Origin of the sequence: Micromonospora sp. WMMD1102, from assembly GCF_029626265.1 — a bacterium.
GTDB lineage: Bacteria > Actinomycetota > Actinomycetes > Mycobacteriales > Micromonosporaceae > Plantactinospora.
In genome coordinates this window covers 7,647,262-7,670,433 of sequence record NZ_JARUBN010000001.1, presented here as the reverse complement: position 1 = coordinate 7,670,433, position 23,172 = coordinate 7,647,262, and the positions used below count along the sequence as shown (strand labels likewise).

General features: G+C 71.2%; 21 protein-coding genes and 1 tRNA gene. 11 read left to right on the top strand and 11 right to left on the bottom strand.

Going from position 1 to position 23,172, the window contains the following annotated elements:
• Positions 1 to 204: 204 nt before the first annotated feature.
• From O7626_RS34810 to O7626_RS34795, 4 genes are read left to right on the top strand one after another with little or no spacing between them, the layout of a single operon-like run.
• Complete coding sequence (locus O7626_RS34810) at positions 205 to 1,014, top strand: DUF881 domain-containing protein (RefSeq protein WP_278065221.1); 810 nt, start codon at positions 205 to 207, stop codon at positions 1,012 to 1,014.
• Positions 1,011 to 3,161 carry a class E sortase gene (locus O7626_RS34805; protein WP_278065220.1) on the top strand — a complete coding sequence of 717 codons (2,151 nt, stop codon included), beginning with the start codon at positions 1,011 to 1,013 and terminating at the stop codon, positions 3,159 to 3,161. The genes O7626_RS34810 and O7626_RS34805 overlap by 4 nt, the downstream gene beginning before the upstream one ends.
• Before the next feature lie 6 nt (positions 3,162 to 3,167).
• The gene (locus O7626_RS34800; protein WP_278065219.1) at positions 3,168 to 3,473 is read left to right on the top strand and encodes a hypothetical protein; all 306 of its coding nucleotides are present in this window, start codon (positions 3,168 to 3,170) and stop codon (positions 3,471 to 3,473) included.
• Positions 3,474 to 3,480: 7 nt separating this feature from the next.
• Complete coding sequence (locus O7626_RS34795) at positions 3,481 to 4,131, top strand: aminodeoxychorismate/anthranilate synthase component II (protein ID WP_278065218.1); 651 nt, start codon at positions 3,481 to 3,483, stop codon at positions 4,129 to 4,131.
• Positions 4,132 to 4,185: 54 nt separating this feature from the next.
• On the opposite strand, the gene pknB is transcribed toward O7626_RS34795, so the two are convergent.
• From pknB to O7626_RS34760, 7 genes are all read right to left on the bottom strand, one after another.
• The gene (gene pknB / locus O7626_RS34790) at positions 4,186 to 5,982 is read right to left on the bottom strand and encodes a Stk1 family PASTA domain-containing Ser/Thr kinase (RefSeq protein WP_278065217.1); all 1,797 of its coding nucleotides are present in this window, start codon (positions 5,980 to 5,982) and stop codon (positions 4,186 to 4,188) included.
• Positions 5,983 to 6,001: 19 nt separating this feature from the next.
• Complete coding sequence (locus O7626_RS34785; protein WP_278065216.1) at positions 6,002 to 7,378, bottom strand: serine/threonine-protein kinase; 1,377 nt, start codon at positions 7,376 to 7,378, stop codon at positions 6,002 to 6,004.
• Between the two features lies 1 nt (position 7,379).
• Positions 7,380 to 8,885, bottom strand: coding sequence for a penicillin-binding transpeptidase domain-containing protein (locus O7626_RS34780; RefSeq protein WP_278065215.1), 1,506 nt, complete (start codon positions 8,883 to 8,885; stop codon positions 7,380 to 7,382).
• Positions 8,882 to 10,273, bottom strand: a complete 1,392-nt coding sequence (locus O7626_RS34775) for an FtsW/RodA/SpoVE family cell cycle protein (protein WP_278066452.1) — start codon at positions 10,271 to 10,273, stop codon at positions 8,882 to 8,884. The genes O7626_RS34780 and O7626_RS34775 overlap by 4 nt, the downstream gene beginning before the upstream one ends.
• A gap of 145 nt (positions 10,274 to 10,418) precedes the next feature.
• On the bottom strand, positions 10,419 to 11,852 hold the full coding sequence (locus tag O7626_RS34770) for a PP2C family serine/threonine-protein phosphatase (RefSeq protein ID WP_278065214.1): 1,434 nt from the start codon (positions 11,850 to 11,852) through the stop codon (positions 10,419 to 10,421).
• Positions 11,849 to 12,331, bottom strand: coding sequence for an FHA domain-containing protein (locus tag O7626_RS34765; RefSeq protein ID WP_278065213.1), 483 nt, complete (start codon positions 12,329 to 12,331; stop codon positions 11,849 to 11,851). The genes O7626_RS34770 and O7626_RS34765 overlap by 4 nt, the downstream gene beginning before the upstream one ends.
• Before the next feature lie 5 nt (positions 12,332 to 12,336).
• Positions 12,337 to 13,125: a DUF3662 and FHA domain-containing protein gene (locus tag O7626_RS34760; RefSeq protein WP_278065212.1), complete on the bottom strand. Its 789-nt coding sequence runs from the start codon at positions 13,123 to 13,125 to the stop codon at positions 12,337 to 12,339.
• Positions 13,126 to 13,402: 277 nt separating this feature from the next.
• On the opposite strand from O7626_RS34760, the gene O7626_RS34755 reads away from it, so the two are divergent.
• The 5 genes from O7626_RS34755 (at position 13,403) to O7626_RS34735 (ending at position 17,751) form a co-directional block, all read left to right on the top strand.
• Positions 13,403 to 13,485: transfer RNA gene (locus tag O7626_RS34755), tRNA-Leu, on the top strand.
• Between the two features lie 113 nt (positions 13,486 to 13,598).
• Positions 13,599 to 14,684 carry an NAD-dependent epimerase/dehydratase family protein gene (locus O7626_RS34750; RefSeq protein WP_278065211.1) on the top strand — a complete coding sequence of 362 codons (1,086 nt, stop codon included), beginning with the start codon at positions 13,599 to 13,601 and terminating at the stop codon, positions 14,682 to 14,684.
• Positions 14,681 to 15,487 (top strand): WecB/TagA/CpsF family glycosyltransferase, encoded by an 807-nt coding sequence (locus O7626_RS34745; protein WP_278065210.1) that lies wholly within the window; start codon positions 14,681 to 14,683, stop codon positions 15,485 to 15,487. The genes O7626_RS34750 and O7626_RS34745 overlap by 4 nt, the downstream gene beginning before the upstream one ends.
• Positions 15,488 to 15,565: 78 nt before the next feature.
• Entirely contained in the window at positions 15,566 to 16,975 is a 1,410-nt protein-coding gene (locus O7626_RS34740; RefSeq protein ID WP_278065209.1) for a hypothetical protein, read from the top strand.
• Positions 16,972 to 17,751 (top strand): 3-ketoacyl-ACP reductase, encoded by a 780-nt coding sequence (locus O7626_RS34735; RefSeq protein WP_278065208.1) that lies wholly within the window; start codon positions 16,972 to 16,974, stop codon positions 17,749 to 17,751. The genes O7626_RS34740 and O7626_RS34735 overlap by 4 nt, the downstream gene beginning before the upstream one ends.
• A gap of 65 nt (positions 17,752 to 17,816) precedes the next feature.
• On the opposite strand, the gene O7626_RS34730 is transcribed toward O7626_RS34735, so the two are convergent.
• Positions 17,817 to 19,685, bottom strand: coding sequence for a S8 family serine peptidase (locus O7626_RS34730; RefSeq protein ID WP_278065207.1), 1,869 nt, complete (start codon positions 19,683 to 19,685; stop codon positions 17,817 to 17,819).
• Positions 19,686 to 19,934: 249 nt separating this feature from the next.
• Here O7626_RS34730 and O7626_RS34725 point away from each other — a divergent pair, with 249 nt between their 5' ends.
• A complete protein-coding gene (locus tag O7626_RS34725) occupies positions 19,935 to 20,534 on the top strand; it encodes a hypothetical protein (RefSeq protein ID WP_278065206.1) in 600 nt (199 codons plus the stop codon).
• Here O7626_RS34725 and O7626_RS34720 read toward each other — a convergent pair.
• From O7626_RS34720 to O7626_RS34710, 3 genes are all read right to left on the bottom strand, one after another.
• Positions 20,502 to 20,942: a hypothetical protein gene (locus O7626_RS34720; RefSeq protein ID WP_278065205.1), complete on the bottom strand. Its 441-nt coding sequence runs from the start codon at positions 20,940 to 20,942 to the stop codon at positions 20,502 to 20,504. The two genes, O7626_RS34725 and O7626_RS34720, sit on opposite strands and share 33 nt — an antisense overlap.
• Positions 20,943 to 21,156: 214 nt before the next feature.
• The gene (locus tag O7626_RS34715) at positions 21,157 to 21,378 is read right to left on the bottom strand and encodes a DUF397 domain-containing protein (protein ID WP_278065204.1); all 222 of its coding nucleotides are present in this window, start codon (positions 21,376 to 21,378) and stop codon (positions 21,157 to 21,159) included.
• Positions 21,348 to 22,229, bottom strand: coding sequence for a helix-turn-helix transcriptional regulator (locus tag O7626_RS34710; RefSeq protein ID WP_278065203.1), 882 nt, complete (start codon positions 22,227 to 22,229; stop codon positions 21,348 to 21,350). Before O7626_RS34710 ends, O7626_RS34715 begins: the two co-directional genes overlap by 31 nt.
• 597 nt (positions 22,230 to 22,826) lie before the next feature.
• On the opposite strand from O7626_RS34710, the gene O7626_RS34705 reads away from it, so the two are divergent.
• Entirely contained in the window at positions 22,827 to 23,129 is a 303-nt protein-coding gene (locus tag O7626_RS34705) for a hypothetical protein (protein WP_278065202.1), read from the top strand.
• Positions 23,130 to 23,172: the final 43 nt, after the last annotated feature.

Sequence of the window (23,172 nt, the reverse complement as noted above, 5' to 3'; positions counted from 1 at the left end):
TGATCCTCGTCCGGCCTGACAACCGGACGCAAGGGCGACGGTCCATGGCCAATAATGTTCGACAGCTAGCGTAGTCGCGAGAACCCGTTCAGGCCACGGACCCGGGCAGCCGGGTACAGATGGTTGAACGCCCGGATCCCCTCGGTAATTCCCGCGATTGGGACATAATCATCAAATCAGTATAGTCGTGAAGGGGAAGACCCGATGGAGTACACCTCCGGCGTCGCCTCCTGGCGGAAGGTGATCCGCCGCGCCGCCGTGGGCCTGCTGCCCCGGCGGTCGGCCGAGCGCCGCCCCGGGTGGTCGGTGGGCGTACCCCTGATCGCGCTCGCCGCCGGTCTGCTCTTCACCACCACGGCCACCACCGCCGGGGGCACCTCGCTGCGCGAGGACCGGCGCCCCGAGCTGGCACAGCTCATCGAGAACCGCCGCGACCAGGTGACCTCGGGCCAGCAGCGGGCCGCCGCGCTCCGCGACCAGGTGGAGAGCCAGACCGAGTCACTCGGCGGCTCCGACAGCCGGGTGGCGGCCCAACGGGACCGGGCCACGCGCAGCCGGCAGGCGGCCGGGTTCACCGCGTTGACCGGCCCGGGAGTCTCCGTGGAGCTCGACGACGCAGCGCAGTCGGGCGACGGCAAGCTGCCCGACGACGCCCGCAACGACGATCTGGTGGTGCACCAGGGCGACGTACAGGCCGTGGTCAACGCGCTCTGGGCCGGAGGTGCCGAGGCGATGACAATCATGGGCGTCCGTGTCCTCTCCATCAGCGCGGTACGCTGCGTGGGGAACACCCTGCTCCTGCACGGCCAGGTCTACTCACCACCGTTCAAGATCACCGCTATCGGCAATCCCGCCGCACTACAGCGAGCGCTCGCCGCGTCCGAGGGGGTCCGGTTGTTCAAGGACGCGGTAACCCACTACCACCTCGGATATCGCGAGGCAGTGGAGCCCACGGTGACAGTTCCGGCGTACGACGGCCCCGGCGGACTCCGGTCGGCCGAGGTTCCCGGGTGAGTCCGGTGACCGGCGACCCGAACTCCGCCCGCAACGGTCGGCACCGCGCACCGGACGGCGACGACCCGACCATGTTCATCCCCCGGCTGCCCGACGCAGACCCGACGGACCGCCCGACGGACCGGGCAGCCCGCCCGCCCCGGACGGAGCCGGCCGAGCCGCAGGGTCCGGCGCCGGCTGGCCGTCGTGTGCGGATCACCGTCGACCACGTCCTGGCCCCGCCGCCGCCGCCGGGCCGACCGACCGGGGCGCCCCAGCCGCCGCCGGCCATGCCCGACACCGTCGGCCTGACCACGGGACGCTCCGGCCGCTACCCGGACACCGACCCGGCCGGGCACCCGGGCGCCGGCCAGGTCGGCTACCCGAGCAGCGATCCGGTCGGCCGCCCAGGTGCCGCCCAGGTCGGCTACCCGGGCACCGACCCGACCGGGGGACGTGGCCTGTCCGGCCCACCGGAGCCACGCCCGGGCGAGCACGGCCGCCCAGGTGAGCACGGCCGCGCAGGCGAACAGGGCAGCGCAGGCGATCAGCGCAGCGGGACCGAGGGCTACCGGCCGCGGCCGTACCCGCCGGTCGAGCCCGAGTTCCGGGACGCCCGCCCCTCGACGGACCGCCGGGAGTCGACGCCGCCCGCCACCCGGCACGACGGGGCCGCCGATCCCGAACGCTGGCCGCCTGGCCCGAACACCGTTCCGGACCGCCGGAAGCCGGCGCCGGCGGTCCGGCCGGGTGCCTGGGAGCCCTCGGCTGCCGCCGACCCCGGCCGCTGGGAGCCGTCGTCCCCGTCGGGCGACCCCGGCCACCGGGCCGGGACTGTCCCGACCTCCGCCGCCGCGGCCGGCTGGCCGCCGCCGGTGGCCTCCGTCGGCAACGCCCGATCGACCCCCGGCGGTACGCCCGAGCGCCGTGCCGGCGCACCCGACCAGTTCGGCGACGGCCCGGCGAGCGGCGCCGACAAGACCGGCCGGTACGCCGCCGGGCAGGCCGACCGCAGCAGTCGGGCCGACAGCCCGACCGCGCTCATCCCGGCCGTCCCGGCACCGGACCCGGAGACCACCGCACCGATCCCCCCGATGCCGCAACGCAACCCGGAAGTCGAACGCGGGGCGGGAGTCGAACGCGGGGCGGGGGTCGACAGTGCCACCACTGCCCTGCCGCAGCACGGTTCCGGAGCTGACAGCGTCACCACCGCCCCGCTGCCGCAGCACGCCTCTGGAGCCGACAGCGCCACGACCGCCCTGCCGCACGTCCGGCCGGCGACCACGGCCCGCCGGGAGGATATCGAGTCCACCGCGCTGATCGGCGCGATCCCGCCCCGCCCGGCCGGCAGCGACGACGCGGACGACCCGGACCCGGACGCCGAGCAGCGGCCCCGACGCGGTGAACGGGTCGTCCAGCTCCGGCCGGAGCAGACCGGCGAGGGTTACAAGAGCGTCTACTCCGAGCTGACCCGGCCGTCGATCGGCTCCCGGATCCGCACCGGCGTCCGGGCCACCGGCGAGGTGCTGATCACCTTCGGCCTGGTCGTCCTGCTCTTCGCCGCCTACGAGGTCTGGGGCAAGTCGACGATCGTCAACGCGCACCAGGACGACCTGGGGCAGCAGCTCGCCCAGCAGTGGGACGAACCCGACCCGACGGTCGGCCCCACCCCCACCACCACCGCCACGCCGAAGCCGACCAAGCCGGTGCAGGGCAAGCCGATCGCCGGGCTCTACATCCCGAAGCTGGATAAGCAGTGGGTGGTCGTCGAGGGCGTCACCCAGAAGGACATCCGGTACGCCCCCGGCCACTACCCGAGCAGCGCGCTGCCCGGCCAGGTCGGCAACTTCTCGGTCGCCGGCCACCGGAACCGGGCCACCTTCTGGCGGCTGGACGAACTCGACGACGGCGACGCGATCGTGGTCGAGTCCAAGGAAGCCTGGTTCGTCTACCACGTGTCGCAGAGCAGGATCGTCCGGCCGTCCCAGGTCGAGGTGGTCGCGCCGGTTCCGGGCAAGCCGGGTGCGAAGCCGTCGAAGGCGATGCTGACCCTGACGACCTGCAACCCGAAGTTCGACAACTACCAGCGGTTGATCGTGCACGCCGAGCTGATCCGTACCGAGCCGAAGAGTGTGGGCTCGCCCCGACCGCCCGAGCTGGGTGGCTGACCGGTCGTGTACGCGTGGATCTGGCGCAAGCTGCCGTTCGGGACTCCGGGCAAGCTGATCGGCTCGTTGCTGATCGTCACGAGCCTGCTCGCCCTGTTCTGGTATGTCGTCTTCCCGTGGGCCGAGCCGCTGTTGCCGTTCGACGACGTCCAGGTCACCCAGGAGGGCGGTGAGCCCGGCGACCCGGTCGACGGCGAGCCGGGGGTGGACGGCGACGATCCGAACCTCGACGGTGAACCGCCCGGGGACGGGCACGACCTGCCGTACGACACCGAACGGAACAACACCCCGCCCCCGAGTCCGACCAGGTAGGCCCCTGATGCGCGTCCTCGTGATCGACAACTACGACTCGTTCGTCTTCAACCTGGTGCAGTATCTCGGCCAGCTCGGCGCCGACTGCGAGGTACGCCGCAACGACGAGATCGAGCTTGCCGAGGTGGGCCGACTCGACGTCGCCGGGGTGCTGCTGTCACCCGGCCCCGGCACACCGGACCGGGCCGGCGTCTGCCTCGACGTGATCCGCGAGTACGCCGGTGAGCTGCCGATCCTCGGCGTCTGTCTCGGGCACCAGGCCATCGGTGCCGCCTTCGGCGCGAGCGTGCAGCGGGCACCCGAGCTGCTGCACGGCAAGACGTCCGAGGTGCGGCACCGCGGGGTGGGGTTACTGGCCGGGCTGCCGGACCCGTTCACCGCGACCCGGTACCACTCGCTCGCAGTACCCCGGGAAACGCTGCCGGAGCAGATCGAGGTGACCGGCTGGACCGAGTCCGGCGTGGTGATGGCGATGCGGCACCGCGAGCTGCCGATCGAGGGGGTGCAGTTCCACCCGGAGTCGGTGCTGACCGAGGGCGGTCACCTGATGCTCGCCAACTGGCTGGCCGGCTGCGGCCTGCCCGAGGCACTGGACCGGGCTCCGGCGCTCGCCGCCGAGGTCGACGCCCGGCGTCGGGCCGCGTTCGTCACGGTCTGACCCCGGCCGACTCCCGCCCGCCGGAAGGGCGGGCGGGGTCCGGACGGGATACCGTCAGCGGGTTTCGGCCCGGGTACCACCGTTCAACGGCGGAAGGATCCCGCCGCCAGCGCCCGGTCCGGAGGGTGTCGGCGTGGGCGTGTTGGGCGGCGGGTCGTCGTCCTCCTCCGGCACGTTGACGGTGATCGTCACGGTGGTCCCGGTGTTCCGCTTCTCCCCGGCGCGGGGGTTCTGCCCGGTCACCTCGCCGGCCTCGGCCGGCGGCACCTGCTCACCGTCGACGACCTTCACCCTGAAGCCGGCGTCCTCCAGCCGCTCCCGCGCCTCGTCCTCCTGGAGTCCGGTGACCCTCGGCACCTCGACCACGTTGCCCCTGGAGACCTCGACGGTCACGCTGCTGCCCGGCTCGACCTCCCGGCCCTCGGCCGGGTCGACCTTTGTGACGATGCCCTTGGGTTCGCCGCTGTTGACGTCCTTGCGCTGCACGGTCAGCCCGAGGCCCTTGAGCTGGCTCTCGACCGCCTCGAACCGCCCGCCGACCAGGTTCGCCGGGATCTCCACGGTCCCCGGGCCCGCGCAGACCCGGATCTCGACCTCGGACTTGGGCTCGACCTGCGAGTTCGGCTGTTGGCTCTGCGCGGTGACCTGGCCCACCTCGCAGTCCTCGCTGGTGTCGGCCGCGCCGAGTTTGGGGGTCAGGTCGGCCTGGCGGAGGGTGTTCTCGGCCGCCTCCCGGGTGCTGCCGACGACGTTCGGCACCTCGACGGTGGTCGGGTTGCCGCCGTTGTTGTCGGCGTTCTGCATAAGGGCGGCGACCAGGGCGATCACGGCGAGCACGCCGAGGCCGCTGAGGGTGGCGATCACCCAGGCGGAGGCCTTGCGGCGCCGGGCGTCGCCGACCCGGGCCGGCGGCATCGGCCGGCCGGCCGGGATCGCCCGGGTGGTGGCGGTGTGCGACATCGCCATCGTCTCGTCCTCGCGCAGCACCGGGGTGGCCATCACCGGCCGGCCGGCCGCCGCGCGGAGCAGGTCGGCCCGCATCTCGGCCGCGCTCTGGTAGCGGTTGAGCGGGTTCTTCGACAGCGCCTTGAGCACGATCGCGTCGATCGGCGGGGTGACGTCCGGGTTCAGGTCGCTCGGCGACGGCGGATCTTCCCGGACGTGCTGGTAGGCGACGCTGACCGGGCTGTCTCCGACGAACGGCGGATGCCCGCAGAGCAACTCGAAGAGTACGCAGCCGGCGGCGTAGACGTCGGAGCGGGCGTCCACCGCCTCGCCCCGGGCCTGCTCCGGGGAGAGGTACTGGGCCGTGCCGATCACCGCGCTGGTCTGCGTCATCGTGGTGGCACCGCTGGCCAGCGCCCGGGCGATGCCGAAGTCCATCACCTTGACCTGGCCGGTCTGGGTCATCATCACGTTGCCGGGCTTGATGTCCCGGTGGATGATGCCGTGCCGGTGGCTGAACTCCAGCGCGGCGCAGACGTCGGCGGTGATCTCCAGGGCCCGGCGGGGCATCAGCCGCCCCTCGGCGGCGAGCACCTCCTTGAGGGTCCGGCCGTTGACGAATTCCATCACGATGAACGGCAGGGTCTCGCCGGTCGGGGCGATCTCCTCACCGGTGTCGTAGACGGCGACGATCGCCGGATGGTTGAGCGAGGCGGCGTTCTGCGCCTCCCGCCGGAAACGCATCTGGAAGGTGTCGTCACGGGCCAGATCGGTACGAAGCATCTTGATCGCGACATCGCGGCCTAGCCGGAGGTCGCGCCCACGGTGCACCTCGGCCATGCCGCCGTAACCGAGCAGCTCGCCGACCTGGTACCTGCCACCCAGCAGGCGGGCCTGCGCCGTCATCTCGTCTGTCGTCCTTCGCTCATCTGGTCACCCCGCGGGGGTCCACGGTCCGCTCTACCAGACGGTACGGCGCACCGGGCGGTGCGTCGCGTCCGGCTTCCGACCGCAGTTCCGAAATCGCCGCCTGGGGCGCTGGCATGCTGCTGTTTTCGTTCTGGTTCTGTTTCCAGTAGTAGGCAATCACGCCCGAGCAGATCAGTACCAACAGGCCCAGCACGATGAAGAGCGCGATCAGCAACGAGCGGTTCCCGGGCGACGGCGGTGGTGGTCCGGCCGGACGCCCCGGATACGAGTATGCGGCCTGCGGCTGGGGCCGGACCGGCTGCGGCACCGCCGCCGCGCCCCGGTTGTAGCCGGCGGGCCCGACCGGCGCGGTACCGGCCGGCGGCCGGGTCATCGGCGACACGGCCGGCGAGTGCGGTGCCGAGGGCGGCGCCACCCGGGCGGCGACGGGCGGCACCCGGGGTGCGGGCGGGACCGAGGTCGGCCGGGGCGGCATCGCGGGGGACTGCGGCGGCATGGGCCGCTGCGGCGGCACCGGCAGCGAGGCCGTCGGCCGGCCGGGCTGGTTGGCCGTCCCGATCGTGGCGGCCGCCTGCCGGGCCACCGCGGCCAGCTCGGCGGCGGTCTGCCAGCGCGCCTTCGGGTCCTTCGCCATCGACCGCTCGACGATCGCCCGGATCGCCGGCGGGATGTCGCCGGGCAGCTGCCGGGGAGTGTCCCGGACGTGCTTCATGGCGATCTCGATGGCGCTGTTGCCCTCGAACGGCCGGCGGCCGGCGAGACACTGGTACGCGACCACGCCGAGCGCGTACACGTCCGAGCAGGCGGTGGCGACCTCGCCGGCCGCCTGCTCCGGCGAGATGTACGACGCCGTGCCGAGCACCGAACCGGCGGCGGTGAGCTGGCCGACCAGGGCCGAGCGGGCGATGCCGAAGTCGGTGAGCACCAGCGTGCCGTTCGGCCGGACCAGCAGGTTGCCCGGCTTCACGTCCCGGTGCACGATGCCCTTGTCGTGCGCGGCCTGCAACGCGTCGGCGGCCTGCGCGACAAGCGCCATGGTGCGGGCCGGGGTGAGCCGGCCGACCCGGCCCAGCGTCCGGGAGAGCGCGTCGCCCTCGACGTACTCCATGACCAGGAAGGCGATCTGCTGGTCGCTGCCGTAGTCGTAGACGTCGACCACGCCGGGGTGGTTGATGGTGGCCATCGTCCGGGCCTCGCCCCGGAACCGCTCGGCGAAACCCGGCTCGTCGAGCAGCGCCGGCAGCAGGACCTTGACCGCCACCGTCCGGCCGAGCACCTCGTCGGTGCCCCGCCAGACGTCGCCCATGCCGCCGCCGGCGATCCGCTCGTCGAGGCGGTACCGGTTGCCGAGCAGCACCCCGGGCTTCAGCATCTCAGCGGCCTCCCCGGTCGGCGATGACCGCCCGCATGATCTGCTGGCTGATCCGGGCCGCCTCCGCGCTGCCGCCCGAGCCGGCGTTCTCCAGGAAGACGGCGACCGCCGAGATCGGCTTACCAGCGCTGTTGATCGCGAACCCGATGAACCAGCCGTGGTCCCCGTTGCTCCCGCCGTTCTCGGCGGTGCCGGTCTTGCCGCCGACCCGGTAGCCGTTGATCCGCGCGTTGGTGCCGGTGCCGTCCTGCACCACGCTGACCATCATGTCCTGGAGCTGCTTGGCGACGTCGGCGCTGACCGGCTCGCGCAGTTCCTTGGGGACCGCGGTGTAGTAGTCGGTGGTGCGGTCCGGGCCGAGCTGCTGCTGGACCAGGTACGGCCGCATCTGCCGCCCGTTGTTGGCCACGGTGGCCGCGACCAGCGCGCCCTGCAACGGGGTCATCCGGACGTTGTTCTGCCCGATCGAGGACTGGGCCACCTGCGGCGCGTCGTCGTTGCCGCCCGGGGCGGTCATCTCGCCGGTACGGCTGGCCGCCACCTTCTGGCCCGAGCCGTTCAGCCGGCCGACGGCCAGCTCCTCGTCCTCGAAGCCGAACTGCCGGGCCTCGTCCTTGAGCTTGTCGGCGCCGAGCTTGACGCCGAGCTGCGCGAAGCCGGTGTTGCAGGACTCGGTGAGCGCCTGGGCCAACGTCACCTGGGACTCAGGGCAGATGCTCGGCGCGGCGTTGCGGATCGGCTGGCCGGCGGTGGGTGCCAGGTAGCTCGGGCCGGCCGGGATCCGGGTGCCCGGGTCGTACCCGTTCTCCAGGGCGGCGGCCGAGGTGATGACCTTGAAGGTGGAGCCCGGCGGGAAGGTCTCGGCGAGCGCCCGGTTCTTCAGCGGGCCGTTCTCGGCGGCGTCCAGCCGGTTGTACGCCGCCTCCGCCTTCTCGGTGTCGTGGTCGGCCAGCGGGTTCGGGTCGAAGCTCGGCATCGAGACGAGCGCCTGGATCGCCCCGGTGGTGGGGTCGATCGCCACCGCCGCGCCCTTGGCCACGTCCTTGCGGTTGTTGGCCAGCTCGCGGAACGCGGTCTCCTGCGCCCGGGGCGAGAGGGTGAGCAGGATGTTCCCGCCGGCGGTCTGGTTGCCGGTGAAGAGGTCCCGGACCCGGTCGCCGAAGAGCTGGTCGCTGGTGCCGGCGAGGAAGTCGTTCTCGCTCTTCTCGATGCCGGTGTCGGCCAGGTTGACCGGCTTGTAGCCGAGGACGTGCGCGTACACCTCGCCCTTGGGGTAGGTGCGGAGGAAGTTGAGCTTGCCGCCGGTCTCCTTGCTGGTGGCCAGGGGTGTACCGCCGGCCTCGATGATCCCGCGCTTGCGCTCGTACTCCGCGACCTGGACCCGGCCGTTGTAGTCGCTGTTGCGGTATTCGTCGGCCTTGTACGCCTGCACATAGTTGAGGTTGACGAAGAGCAGCCCGAACAGGACCATCACGACGACGCCGACCTTGCGGAGCGGTGAGTTCACGGCCTGATCACCTCCGTCGTGGCGCCGTGCAACTGGGCCGGCGGGCCGGCGGGTACTCCGGCGGGCCGGGCCGGGGAGGCCGAGTCGACCGGCCGGCGCGCCGCGTCGGAGATCCGCAGCAGGGCCGCGATCAGCAGCCAGTTCGCCATCAGCGACGAGCCACCGGCGGAGAGGAACGGCGTGGTCTGCCCGGTCAGCGGGATCAGGCCGCTGACGCCGCCGATGATCACGAAGAGCTGGAGGCAGATCGTGAAGGAGAGGCCCCCGGCGAGCAGCTTGCCGAACGAGTCGCGGACGGCCAGCGCGGCGCGCAGCCCCCGCTCGATGATCAGCAGGTAGATCACCAGCAGCGCGGAGAGCCCGAAGAGGCCGATCTCCTCACCGAGCCCGGCGAAGACGAAGTCGGTGTGCACCTCGGGGATCTCCGTCGGCTGCCCGGCACCGGGGCCGGTCCCGAAGAGCCCACCGGTACCCAGCCCCAACAGCCCTTGCAGGGTCTGCCAGCCGCTGCCGTACGGGTCGCCGTACGGGTCGAGCCAGATGTCGACCCGGGTGTAGAAGCTGGCGAACGGGCCGCCGACGGTGCTGCCGAGATACCAGGCGAGCACGGCGCCGCCGAAGAAGAGCAGCAGACCGATGATCAGCCAGCTGACCCGTTCGGTGGCGATGTAGAGGGTGACCACGAACATGCCGAAGTAGAGCAGCGAGGTGCCGAGGTCCTTCTGGAAGACCAGCACCGCGAGACTGATCAGCCAGACCACGATGACCGGGCCGAGGTCCCGGCCACGTGGGAAGTCGACGCCGAGGAAGCGCCGGCTGGCCAGCGACAGCACCTCGCGCTTGCGGACCAGGTAGTAGGCGAAGAAGACCAGCAGGGCCAGCTTGGCGAACTCGCCGGGCTGGATGGTGAAGCCGCCGAAACTGATCCAGAGCTTCGCGTCGGACTGCGGGTTGACCTGCGAGTATTTGGCCGGGAGCAGCGCCGGGGTGATCACCAGTACGATGCCGGCCAGCACCAGCGTGTAGGCGTACCGGGAGATCGCCCGGTGGTCGCGGATCAGCACCAGCAGGCCGGCGGCGAGCGCCACCGAGAGCAGCGTCCAGGCGAGCTGCCGGCCGCCCGTGCCGGAGAACATCGTCAGGTCGGCCCGCTCGTCCGGGGTGGCCCTGCTCAGGTCCAGCCGGCGCAGGAAGGCCACGCCGAGACCGTTGACCAGGGCGACCGCCGGCACCAGCACCGGATCGGCGTACGGCACCAGGAACCGGACCACGACGTGCAGCGCCAGGAAGACGGCGGTGATCGAGGCGATCGGCACCCAGAAGTCGAAGGTCACCGTGTCGAGCAGGTTCGCCTCGGCGGTCGCCGCGTACGCCGCCACCACCACCATGGCGAGCAGCAGCAGTGCCAACTCGGCGTTCCGCCTGGACCGGGCGGCGACTCGGACACGCGGCAGCTCGCCCGTTGGCGCGGGCGTCGATGCCGATCCAGGCGGGGCGGTCACGTGATTTCCCTCGGATCGTCGGAGCTGACGCTCACTCGATCGACCGGCAGCCCGCGGGGTCGCTGACCGGCGGGATCGGGTCGGACGGTGGCGCGTCGGGCGTGCCCGCCGGGGTGGCGGAGGCCCGCACGGTCTGGCCGGGGGTCGGAGTGGGTGCGGTCGGGGTCACCGCGCTGAGGGTCGGCGTCGGCGTCGGCGTCGGGGTGGCGCCGGGGATGGGGCTCGGCTGGCAGAGCGGCTTGAGGTTCGGGTTTCCCGGGTCCTCGTTCGTCAGCTCGGCGAGCCGGCGCTCCGCGTCCGGCTCGTCGTCGGCCTGGATGCCCTGCTTCACCTGCTCCTGGGCGGCGTCGGTCAGGTCGTCCAGCTTGGTGGGGCTGGTCGCGTGCACGTTCGACAGTTCGAGCCCGGCGATCCGACCCGGGATGCCCTGGAAGACCGCGAGCTGGCCGTCGTCGGTGGCGCCGACGTAGTACTGCCGCTGGCTGTAGTCCCAGCCGAACCAGAGCCCGGCACCGACCACCCCGAGCAGCGCCACCACGAGTACGGCGGTACGCAGCGGGTGCCGGCGGGGCCGCTCCGACTCGTCGTCGTCGGCGGTCGGTTCGGACTCCGCCGGCTCGGGGCTGGCCGGACGCGGCGGCGAGAGCGCCGAGGCGCGGGCCGCCGGGGTCGAGTCGTCGGCCGAGGTCGCCATCCCGCGGTCCCGCGCGGCCGCACCGCCGACGATCGGGGCCGCCTCCAGGATGTCCTGGTCGCTCGCGTCCGCGATGATCACGGTGATGTTGTCCGGACCGCCGCCCCGGAGCGCGAGCTGCACCAGCCGCTCGACGCACGCCTGCGGGTCCTTGAGGTTGCGCAGGGTGTCCGCGATGGTCTCCGCGCTCACCACGCCGGAGAGCCCGTCGCTGCAGATCAGGTAGCGGTCGCCGGTGCGCACCTGGCGTACGGAGTATTCGGGGTCGATGTCGCGACCGTCCAGGGCCCGGGTGAGCAGCGACCGCTGCGGGTGGCTGCTCGCCTCCTCCAGGCTGATCCGGCCCTCGTCGACGAGCATCTGGACGTAGGTGTCGTCCTTGGTGATCTGGGCGAACTCGCCGTCCCGGAGCAGGTAGGCGCGGGAGTCGCCGATGTGCACCATCCCGATCTTGCTGCCGGAGAAGAGCAGCGCGGTAAGCGTGGTGCCCATCCCCTCGAGCTGCGGGTTGGCGTCCACCGTGTCGCGCAACTGTTGGTTGGCGGTGTCCACGGCCGAACGCAGCGCGTCGACCAGGGCGTCACCGGGGACGTCCTCGTCGAGCGGGGCCATGGCACCGATGACGATGTTGCTGGCGACGTCACCGGCGGCCATCCCGCCCATGCCGTCGGCCACGGCGAGTAGCCGTGGCCCGGCATAGACGGAATCCTGGTTGCCGTCTCGGATCAGCCCGCGGTCGCTGTGCGCCGCGTAACGCAGGGTCAGAGTCATGGCCGTAATTCGAGAGAAGTGCGGCCGATTCGGATCGGCACGCCGAGGGGGACGGGGGTAGGTCCGGTGACCTTAGCGCGATCGAGGTAGGTCCCGTTAGTCGAGCCGAGATCTTCGACGAACCACTGGCCGTTGCGCGGCACGAGCCGGGCGTGCCGGGCCGAGGCGTAGTCGTCGGTGATCACCAGTGTGGAGTCCTCCGCCCGGCCGATGGTGATCTGTGCCTCGCCGAGCGTTATCCGTGTGCCGGCGAGCTGGCCCCCGGTGACCACCAACTGGTGTGCCGCCCGGCCCCGCTTGACCTTCGCCGGTTTGTTCTGTCCCAGCGCGGCCCCCACCCCGCGCGGCGCGGCGACGAGCCGACTCGACCTCGCACCGGCGAAGAGGTCCCGACGGATCACTCCGACCACCGTGAAGACGAAGATCCACAGCAGGACGATGAAGCCGATCCGGGCGACGGTGATGACGAATGGGGGCAAGGTGGTTAGCCGTCCACGCGGAAGGTCAGGGTGGTGGTGCCGAGCTGGATCATGTCGCCCGGGTTCAGCGCCACGGCGGAGACCCGCTGGCCGTTGACCATGGTGCCGTTGGTCGAGCCCAGGTCGGTCAGCACCACCTGGCCGCCGTCGAAGTCGAGCCGGGCGTGCCGGCGGCTGATGCCGACGTCCGGCAGTCGCAGGTTGGCCTGGTCGCCCCGGCCGATCACCGTCGAGCCCATCTGCAACGGGTAGGTGCGGCCGTCACCGGAGACCAGCCGGATGTTGCGGCCACCGGCACCGTGCCCGGGTGGCGGACCGTAGCCGCCGCCCTGGTCGTACGGCGGGTAGCCACCGCCCTGGTCGTACGGCGACTGGTGCACCGGGGCCACGTCGCCGCCGGTGTAGACCTCGGCGGTGACCCGGAACATCCCCGTGTCGAGGCCGTCCCCGCGCTCGATCTCGACGATGACGTCGCCGTAGACGGTCCACGCCTGCTCGCCGATGAACTCCGCCTGCGACTGGGCCAGCTCCTGGGCCAGCGCGGCGGCGTACGGCGCCAGCCGACTGTGGTCGTACGGTGAGAGATCGATCACGTAGCGGTTGGGTACCAGGGTGCGCCCACCGGCGAGGATCGCCTTGTGCGCCTCTGCCTCCCGCTGCATCGCGTTGAGGATCTCGACGGGGTGCACGACCCCTTTGAACACCTTTGCGAAGGCCCCCTCGACCAGGCCCTCCAGACGCTTCTCAAAGCGTTGCAGCACGCTCACCGGCTCCTCCTCGGGTTCCGAGGACATGATGGTATCCGGCCGCCGCACGTGCGGCTCGCACGCCGCTCGGCCGCCTGCTCCCGGCCTCTCCTCAGGGGCCGGGTTTAGTCGTGCTACTCTTCCATCCGCTGCGAGCGGTAACGCCCGCAGCGGCAGTAGGGACAGCGTAGTATGTCCCGGCACGTGCCGAAGAGCGGGCTCCGGACATGATTGTTATTGTCCTGTGGCGCACTCGGCGGCGAGACCGGGTGGTTCCGGACCGCTCCTGGAGTGGTCGCGGGGCGACGCGGGTCACGCCTCGCAAGGGGAAGTGGCGGAATGGCAGACGCGCACGGTTCAGGTCCGTGTGCCCGAAAGGGCGTGGGGGTTCAACTCCCCCCTTCCCCACCGCTACGAGGGGCTCCGTGGTGACACGGAGCCCCTCGTTCATATCGGGGCGAAAGCGCCACCGCGCTATGCTCCGGTGGTTTCCGACCCCGAGGGCGACCCAGGAGTGACGTGTGACAGTCGCGTTGGTGACCGGATCCGGCGGCCTGATCGGATCCGAGGCGGTCCGGCACTTCGCCGGGCTCGGCCTGGACGTGGTCGGGATCGACAACGACATGCGCCGGCAGTTCTTCGGCCCGGAGGCCTCCACGGCGTGGAACGTGCTGCGGCTGACAAGTGACCTGGGCGACGCGTACACGCACCACGACGTGGACATCCGCGACCGGGACGCCCTGGCCGGGATCTTCCGGCGGTACGGCCGGGACATCGGTGTGGTGATCCACACCGCCGCCCAGCCCTCGCACGACTGGGCCCTGCGCGACCCGTTCACCGACTTCGACGTCAACGCCGGCGGCACGCTGAACGTGCTGCAGAACGTCCGCGAGCACTGCGTCGAGGCGCCGGTCATCCACTGCTCGACGAACAAGGTCTACGGCGACCGGCCGAACAGCCTTCCCCTGGTCGAGCAGGCCACCCGCTGGGAGCTGGCCCCCGACCACCCGTACTACGACGGCATCAAGGAGGACATGTCGATCGACGGCTCGATGCACTCGGTCTTCGGCGCCTCCAAGGTCGCCGCCGACGTGATGGTGCAGGAGTACGGCCGCTACTTCGGCATGCGGACCGCCTGCTTCCGGGGCGGCACGCTGACCGGCCCGGCGCACTCCGCGACCGAGCTGCACGGCTACCTCGGGTACGTGATGCGCTGCAACATGGAGCGCCGGACGTACAAGATCTTCGGGTACAAGGGGAAGATGGTCCGGGACGCGATCCACAGTCACGACGTGGTCGCCGCCTTCGAGGCGTTCTTCCGGGAGCCGCGCTCGGCGGCGGTCTACAACCTCGGCGGCGGGCGGCACTCGAACTGCTCGCACCTGGAGGCGTTCGCGCTGGCCGAGCAGATCAGCGGGCAGGAAATGATCACCGAGTACCACGAGGCGAACCGGGTCGGTGACCACCAGTGGTGGATCGGCTCCAACGCCGCCTTCCAGCGTGACTACCCACACTGGAAGCAGATCTACGATGTGCCGATGATCCTCCAGGAGATCTACGCCGCGAACGTCGACAAGTGGGTGCCGCAGGGCGGGGAGACGGCGTGATCTCGCGGGGTAAGCGCAACGTCCTCGGCGTACTCGTCGACGCGGTCGACTACGAGTCCGCGACGGAGCAGGTGGTGGCCGCCGGGCGGGAGCGCCGGCCGATGGCGCTCACCGCGCTGGCGGTGCACGGGGTGATGACCGGGGTGCTGGACCGGGCGCACAACGCCCGGCTGAACGCCTTCGACCTGGTGACCCCGGACGGCCAGCCGGTCCGCTGGGCACTCAACCTGCTGCACCGCGCCGCGCTGGCCGAGCGGGTCTACGGCCCCGACCTGACGCTGAGCGTGCTGGCCAGGTTCGCCGACGAGGGGATGCCGGTCTACCTCTACGGCTCCACAGAGGAGACCCTCGCCCGGCTGATCCCCGAGCTGGAGCGGATGTTCCCGGCCCTGAAGGTCGCCGGGATGGAGCCGTCGAAGTTCCGGCCGGTCCGGCCGGGCGAGGACGCCGAGATCGCCGACCGGATCCGCGCCTCCGGGGCCCGGCTGGTGCTGGTCGGGCTCGGCTGCCCCCGGCAGGAGGTCTTCGCGTACGCGATGCGACCGCTGCTCGACATGCCGCTGATGGCGGTCGGGGCCGCCTTCGACTACCACGCCGGCCTGCTCCGCAAGCCTCCGTCGTGGATGCAGCGGGTCGGCCTGGAGTGGCTGTGGCGGTTCAGCCTGGAGCCGAAGCGGCTCTTCCACCGCTACATGGTGCTCAACCCGGCCTACGTGGCCCGGCTGACCGCGCAGCGGCTCGGCATCTGGCGGCCCGACCCGCCGGCCCCGGCCACCGACCGCCCGACCAGCTTCGCCGTCTGACCCACCCCGGTCGGCTACCGAAAGTTCTGGCCCGGACGGCGCTGGCGTGCCTGGATAGCGCTTTCCTATGCTGTGCCGATGAGGATCGACCAGGGGCTGACCCCGTCCGCGTTGCTACCTAAGATCGACCGGCTCTGGGAGGCATCGGCTCAGAAGATCGACTCGATCGAGCAGACCTGCCGGCCCGGAGCCGCCTCGCCGGTCTTCACCGTCGAGGGGCGGTACACCGCGCGCGGCTGGACCGAGTGGACCCAGGGCTTCCAGTACGGCTCGGCGCTGCTCCAGTTCGACGCCACCGGCGAGCGGCGGTTCCTCGACGGCGGGCGGAGGCAGACCGTCGCGGTGATGGCCAGCCACGTCAGCCACGTCGGCGTACACGACCACGGGTTCAACAACGTCAGCACGTACGGGAACCTGTGGCGGCTGATGAACGAGGGGCGGATCCCGGCCGACCGGGCCGAGCGGGACTTCTACGAACTGGCGCTCAAGCTCACCGGCGCGGTGCAGGCCGCCCGCTGGCGGGACACCGCCGACGGCACCGGCTACGTCTACTCGTTCAACGGGCCGCAGTCGCTCTTCGTCGACACCATCCGGTCCTGCCGGGCCCTCGCCGTCTCGCACCTGCTCGGGCACGTGCTGATGGGCGAGCGGGACGAGCGGATCTCGCTGCTGCGCCGGCTGGTCGAGCACGCCGGCAACACCGCACGGTGGAACGTCTACTACGGCGAGGGCCGGGACAGCTACGACGTCGCCGGCCGGACCGCACACGAGTCGATCTTCAACGTGAACGACGGCAGCTACCGCTGCCCGAGCACCCAGCAGGGGTACTCGCCGTTCAGCACCTGGACCCGCGGCCTCGCCTGGGCGATGCTCGGCTTCCCGGAGCAACTCGAATTCCTCGCCACCCTGGCGGACGACGAACTCGCCCCGTACGGCGGCCGGGCCGCCGTCGAGACGACGATGCTGCGCGCCGCCACCGCCACCTGCGACTTCTACCTGGCGCACACTCCCACCGACGGCGTGCCGTACTGGGACACCGGGGCACCCGGCCTGGTCCACCTCGGCGACTACCTGGACCGGCCGGCGGACCCGTACAACGCGCACGAGCCGGTGGACTCCTCGGCGGCGGCGATCGGGGCACAGGGGCTGCTCCGGCTGGGCCGCCTGCTGGACCGGGCCGGCCGGACCGAGCAGGGCCGGAAGTACTGGCAGGCCGGGCTGACCGTCGCCGGTACCCTCTTCGACGAGCCCTACCTGAGCACCGACGCCCGGCACCAGGGCCTGCTGCTGCACTCGGTCTACCACCGGCCGAACGGCTGGGACCACGTACCGGCCGGGCAGCGGGTGCCGAACGGCGAGTCGAGCATGTGGGGCGACTACCACGCCCGGGAGCTGGCGCTCTATCTCCAGCGGATCGCCCGGGACCAGCCGTACTACACCTTCTTCGGCCCGGTGCGCAACGCGGTACCCGCCGAGGTGGCGGCGTGACCGGCCGACCGGTGGCGGTGGTCACCGGCGGCTCCCGCGGCATCGGACGCGGCGTGGTACTGGCACTGGCCGGTGCCGGCCACGACGTGGTGGTCAACTACGCCAGCAACGCCGACGCGGCGGCACAGGTCGGCAAGGAGGTCGAGGCCCGGGGCGGGCGGGCCCTGCTGGTCCGGGCCGACGTCTCCCGGGCCGACGACCGGCGTCGACTTGTCGAGGAGACCACCGCGGCCTTCGGCCGGATCGACCTGCTGGTCAGCAACGCCGGGGTGGCGCCGAGCGTCCGGGCGGACCTGCTGGAGGCCGGCGAGGAGTCCTTCGACCGGCTGATCGGGATCAACCTCAAGGGGCCGTACTTCCTGATCCAGCTCGTCGCGAACACGATGGTCGCGCAGCAGGCCGCCGGCCGGGTGGAGCGGCCCAAGATTGTCATCATCTCGTCGATCAGCGCCTACACCGCCAGCGTCAACCGGGGCGACTACTGCGTCAGCAAGGCCGGACTGGCGATGACCGCCCAGCTCTACGCCGCCCGGCTGGCCGAGCACGGGATCAACGTCTACGAGATCCGCCCCGGCGTGGTCGAGACCGACATGACCGGCCCGGTGAAGGCCAGCTACGACGACCTCATCCACAACCAGGGCCTCACCCCGATCCGACGCTGGGGGCAGCCGGAGGACGTGGGCCGGGCCGTCGTGGCGGTCGCCACCGACCTGCTCCCGTTCAGCACCGGCCAGGTCATCGACGTGGACGGCGGCTTCCACCTCCGCACCCTCTGAGGTGCAAGGAAGGGCCCCTTCTTATACAAAAAGCGATAAGAAGGGGCCCTTCCTTGCACGAAGGCCTAGAGGGTGAGGGTCCAGGCGTTGATGTAGCCGGTGTCGCCGGAGTAGACGTCCCGCACCTGCAACCGCCAGAGGCCGTTGCCCGGCTCCGAGGAGAGGTTGACGGTGTACGTCGCGTTCACGTTGTCGGCACCGTCGAAGATGCTGCTGTTCTTCAGCCGGTAGCCGCTGCCGTCCGGAGCGATCAGGTCGACGACCAGGTCACCCCGGTAGGTGTGCACGATGTCCACCGCCACCGTCGAGGTGTTGGAGGCGTTCCGGTTGCAACCGGAGAGGGTGATCCCGCTCGTCACGTTGACGTTGGTGTCCGGGATGGCCACGTCGGTCGTGTTGCTCGCCGTGCAGCCGGTGCTGGTGCCGGTCACCGTCAGGACGAACGGCGCGGTCCGGGTCGCCGACGTCCCGGTGCCGGTGATGGTCAGCGGGTACGTCCCCGGCGTGGTGCTGCCGCTGGTGGCGATGGTCAGCGTGGACGAGCCGCCCGAGGTGACCGTCGCCGGGCTGAACGTGGCGGTGGCACCGCTCGGCAGGCCGCTCGCCGAGAGCGTCACCGACTGCGCCGAGCCGGCCGTGGTGGCGGTGGAGACCGTCGCCGACACCGAGCCGCCCGGCGTCGTCGACCCGGTGCCCGGGGAGACCGAGACCGAGAAGTCGTTCGCCGGGGCGTCGTTGACCACGTAGAGCAGCCGGTTCGGGGTGTTGGTGCCGACGTTGGAGACCACGTTCGGCGTGGAGTTGTTCACCAGGTAGTCCCGGACCTGCTGCGGCGACCAGGTCGGGTTGGCGGAGAGCACCATCGCCGCCGCGCCGGCCACGTGCGGCGACGCCATCGAGGTACCGCTGATCGTGTTGGTCGCGGTGTTGCTTGTCGACCATGCGGAGGTGATGCTCACGCCGGGTGCCAGGATGTCGACACACGTGCCGAAGTTGGAGAAGCTCGCCGCCGCGTCGGTGTTCGAGGTGGCGCCGACCGTGATGGCGTTCGGCACCCGGGCCGGGGAGTAGTTGCAGGCGTTCTGCCGGTTGCCGAAGATGTCGCCGTTGCCGGCCGCCACCACGTAGGTGATGCCGGCGTTGATGGAGTTGTTCACGGCGGTGTCGATCGCACTGTCCGCGGAGCCGCCGAGGCTCATGTTCGCCACCGCCGGGCGCACCGCGTTCGCGGTCACCCAGTCCATACCGGCGACCACCTGGGCGGTGGTGCCCTCGCCGGAACAGTTCAGCACCCGTACGCCGTGGATCCGGGCCGCCTTGGCAACCCCGTACGAGCCGCCGCCGACCGTGCCCGCGACGTGCGTGCCGTGTCCGTGGCAGTCGTCGGCGGCACCGCCGTCGATCGCGTCGAACCCGGTGACCGCCCGGCCACCGAAGTCGTTGTGGCTGAACCGGATGCCGGTGTCGATCACGTACGCGTTCACGTTCGACGCCGTGTTCGGGTACGTGTAGGAGCTGTTCAGCGGCAGGTTCCGCTGGTCGATCCGGTCCAGGCCCCAGGACGGGGGGTTCGGCTGGGTGCCGCTGATCCGGTACGTCTTGTTCTGCTCGACGTACGCCACGCTCGGGTCGGCGGCGATCCGCCGCGCGGCCTGTGCCGACGCGCTGATCTCGAAGCCCCGCAGCGCGGAACTGTAGGTGCGGCCCACCGCGCCGCCGTGCTTGCCGGTCAGGCCCCGGGCCGTGGTCGAGACGTTGGCCCGGGCCACCGCGGTGTCCTTGAACACCACGATGTAGCTGCCCGCGACGGCGTTCGGGGCGTCGACGCCCCGGACGGGTGCTTCCGGTGGTGCCGCGGCGGCCGGTAGGGCCGCGACGGCAATCATGGCCAGAGTGGACACTCCGACAAAAACGGACCTGCGAGGGAGATTCATCTCCCCTCCTCCCCTCCGATCGGCGCACGACTGCCCGCCCCCGTGCCAGTGACGGGTCAGCACGACCGATCGAGCTGAGATTAGTCAGAACCGTTGCCCGGCAGTAGATCCTGGAGCGGCTATCTCTACGAAAAGATGGTCGTCTCTGTGCCGGCCGCTGGTTCCCGCGCCCCCTACGGGTGACTTCTCCGGGAATCGGTGGGGGCGGGCCCGGATTCACCGGAGCGAATTTCGGGCAAGGCTGTTTGCATGGACACCGACCTCGCCATCCTGCTCGCGATCTCCGCCGTGTGGCTGGCCGCCGGTCTCGTCGTCGAAGGGCTTCCCGGGCTACGGGCCGCGCGAGCGCTGCGCAGGCGTACCGGACTGCTCCTCGCACTTGTCGGGTCCGGCCTGGCCGGCCTGGCGGGGGTGCTGCTGGCCGGTCTGGTCGAGACGGCGCCGACGCTGGCCGACCGCACCGCCGCCGGGCTCGCGCTGCCGGCGGTGCCCGCGACCCTGGTGGCGGTGCTGACCGTACGCCGGCTGCGGCAGCTCCGGGTCGGGGCCGGCGCCTTCGCCACGGCGCCGGAGACGCCGGCCCCGCCCGCGCTGCGCGCCGCAGCCGCTCATCCGATGACCGCCCTGCCGGTGCAGGTGACCGGTCTGGTCATGCTGCCGACGCTGGTCACCGCCGCCGGCCTGGTGCCGCTGACCAGCCCAGCCATGATCGGGATGGTGCTCACCGCCGCCGTGCTCGCGGTCGGCACCATCGGGGTACGGCACGCACTGCGGCACAGCCGGCTGGTCGAGCGGGCGGTCACCGTACGGTCCCGCTCAGCGCGTACGGCTGGCGCCCTGCACGTATAGCAGTTCGAGGATCGCCCGGGCCGCCTCGAACCAGCGGTCCAGCCACTCCGGGTCGGGGACGCTGCCCTTCGGCGGCAGTTCCAGCAGCAGCCCGCGCAGCAGCGGATGGTCGACCAGCGGCTCGGACGGGGTCACGTCCGACCAGCCCGCCGGTGGGAAGACCGGCTCGGTCAGGTTCATGTCCAGCGACGGCAGCGTCGGCGTACGCTCCGGCGGGCTGGCCTGGGCCAGGCCGGAGCCGAGGTCCGCACCACGCTCCAGCGGGACCGCCTCGGTCGACCCGAGTTCGGCACCGATCGGCGTCTCCGCCACGCCGGTGCCGGTGTCCCGGCGGGCACCCCGGTACTTGCCACCGAACTGTTCCGGCTTGGCGGAACCGTTGCCCAGATTCTCCGACCCGATCGTCATCCGTCTCGCCTGCCTCGCTCGGTGTGCGAACCCCCTGAAGCGGCCGGTCATGCCGACTCCGCCGCCTGGTACAACGAGCCGGCCGGTCACCGGCGACGGGTGCGGCACCGGCCGTGGACGCGGCCGGCGCGGCCGGCGGCCGGCTCGGATGCCGACCGGACGACCGCGCCGGGTTGTTCGCAGGTTCCGCTGACCGTCAGGCCAGGTCGAATCCTCAGGTCAGGTCGAATTCGCCGTCCTTGGCGCCCCCGACGAAGGCGTCCCACTCGTCGGGCGTGAAGATCAGGGCCGGCCCGGTCGGGTTCTTGGAGTCGCGTACCGCGATCGCGCCGCCCGCGAAGGCCACCTCGACGCAGTTGTCACAATTCGGTCCGCTACGCGAACTCTTGTGCCAGGCTGCTCCGCTCAGGTCGACGCGGTACCCCTTTGTCTCCACTTCCACAATGGCTCCTCTGCCAGCTTCGAAATCAGCGCGACGGATTCCTCCGGGCGTAGGGCCGCCGCTCGGATATGATCGAAGATGAATATGTATTTCTGTAGTTCATCCCGCTTCTCCAGAAAAAGACCCCCTGTGGCGTTTTCGGCGTACACCACATCCGGATCGCCCGGTTCCGGGAAGCCCAGGATGGTGAAAGTGCCGTCCATGCCAGCGTGTGCACCGGCCTCGAACGGCAGGACCTGGAGCGTGACGTTCGGTAGGTCAGCGGCTTCCACCAGCCGCTCCAACTGGGCCCGCATGACCGCGTCGCCGCCCACCGGCCGGCTGATCACCGCCTCATCGAGCACCACCCACAGATCGATCGGATCGTCCGGGTCAAGTAACGACTGACGACCCAACCGGACACGGACCCGCTGGTCGACTTCCTCGGCGACCCAGTCCGGGCGGGCGGACCGGATCATCGCCTGGGCGTACTCCTCGGTCTGCAGAAGCCCGGGCACGGTCTGCTGCTCGTACGCCCGGATCGAGGCGGCGGCAGCTTCCAGCCCGACGTACGCCCCGGCGAGCACCGGGCTGTACGGGTGCCACCAGCCCTTCTGCCGGGCCTCCCGGGCGATCTGGATCAGCTCGTCGCACTCGGCACCGGTCACGCCGTAGATGCCGAGCATGTCGCGGACGTCCCGGACGGTGGCCGAGGTGTGCCCGGTCTCGATCCGGGACACCTTGGACGCGGAACACTCCAGCAACTCGGCGACGGCCTCTATCGTGACGCCGGCCTTCTCCCTGCGCTGGCGCAGTTCGGCGCCGAGCCGGCGTCGGCGGATGGTCGGGCTCCGGCGCTCGGTCACCGGATCACCTCCGGACGATCAATTAGGAGTCTGATTGCCGCCGCAGGTTCGACCGCCAATCGACGGGGGTCCATTCGCGGCGGATGGCGCGATGACCATGTCGGCCACAGGGGGCCGAAACCTGGTCCAGTGTGCCGGTTGGACGCAAGACGCGACAAGCGCCGTAACATCCACTATCGCCATCCCGGAGCAAAGGGCAAACTGCAACTTGCATTGATCATGTTCTTGATGCACCCTGTCCGTATGGCTCGGGCTACGCAGCGTTCCCATCCGGTCAGGCGACGCAATGCTCCCCCATTCTCGCCTGACCGCGGGGACGGTCGTGCCGGCGGTACGGCGAGAAGCCCCGCTCCGGGGTAAGAGCCCCCGCCGCTGTATGCCAGAGCCGCTACGGCGGCTGGCGCGTCCCGGAGTCGACAGGCGTCGGCCCGGGGCGATGTGATGGCAACGACACATCGCCCCGGCCGACGCCACCACTCCGGCCGGCCGACGCGGACGGCCACCCGACAACCGCGTCCCGGACCGCGCCTGGACCACCACCAGACACCCGCCCGCCACTTCCGCCGGCCCCCCGGCGCCAGTCGGACAGGAGCTGATGTGCCCCTTCCCCGCTCCGGTGATGTGCTCCACGTGACCCGCGCGGCAAGCGTCCAGTTCGCCGCTCCGATCTACTTCCGGGTGATCCGGGTGCACGATTGGCAGACCTACCACGGCTGGGTCTGGCTCGACGGGTACGAACTCAACCCGAGCGGCGACGCGGTCGAACGGCGGTCGATATTCGTGCAGGTCAACGGGCTGCGCCAGCTCCAGGCCAACTCCGGACGGCACAACTATCCGCAGCCCCGGCGCCCGCTCCGGACCAACTCCAGCACGGTCGACGCCCGGGTCCGGGTCGGCTGACCGCCCACCCACCCCGGTCCGGCCTCCCGGCACCGCTTCTGAA